The organism is Acinetobacter sp. 102 (assembly GCF_037028485.1).
Lineage (GTDB): Bacteria > Pseudomonadota > Gammaproteobacteria > Pseudomonadales > Moraxellaceae > Acinetobacter > Acinetobacter higginsii.
Map to the genome: position 1 here is coordinate 1 of NZ_JAZEZK010000060.1, position 909 is coordinate 909.

Genomic DNA, 909 nt, shown 5'->3' on the forward strand with positions numbered 1-909 from the left:
TTATCAAAAGACTTGGCAGTGAATAGTGTCAATGCAGCAGGAACATTGATCAATAGTAATGGTCTTAGCTTTGTGGATGGTAGTGGCAATGCAATCGCAAATAGCCCAAGTATTAGCAAGAACGGAATTAGTGCAGGTAATCAAAAGATCACCAACGTGGCCAAAGGTGATGTAAATGCGAGTTCGACTGATGCGGTGAATGGCAGTCAATTGAATGAAGTTCAGCAAATTGCCAATAAGGGTTGGAACCTCACCACCAATAAGAATGCGGCCAGCAAGAGCAATGTTGCACCTGACGGTACTGTAGATATTTCTAATGCAGACAGTAACCTTGTGATCAGCAACCAAGGCAATAATGTGGATATCCGTTTAGCCAATCAAGTCACGATTGGATCAGGCGCAGGTAGCAACCCTGTAACGGTGAATGGTGTGACAGGTCGAATCAATGGCTTGACCAATACCACATGGGACCCGAACGCAACTTATAACAGTAAACAAGCCGCGACCGAGGAACAGTTAAAGTCAGTCAGTGATGTTGCACAGAATGCCAACAAGGGCTGGAATGTAAAATCAGACAGTAACTTAGCTGCGACACAAGTGAAGCCGACAGATACGGTCGATATCGGCTTAGCCACAGGTGAAAGCAATCTTAAATCGACTGCGGTGAATGATGGCAAAGGCACCACCACCATTGATTTTAGTTTAAGCAAAGATCTGAAAGTCGATAGTGTCAACGCAGCAGGCACATTGATCAATAGCAATGGTCTTAGCTTTGTAGATGGTAGTGGCAATGCGATCGCGAATAGTCCAAGTATTAGCAAGAACGGAATTAGTGCAGGCAATCAAAAGATCACCAATGTCGCCAAAGGTGATGTGAATGCCACTTCGACTGATGCGGTGAATGGCAGT

1 pseudogene is annotated in these 909 nt (G+C 44.9%); it reads left to right on the top strand.

Features of this window, described 5'->3' with window-relative positions:
• Positions 1-909 (top strand): annotated as a pseudogene (locus tag WA352_RS21705) (hypothetical protein); the annotation flags it as partial.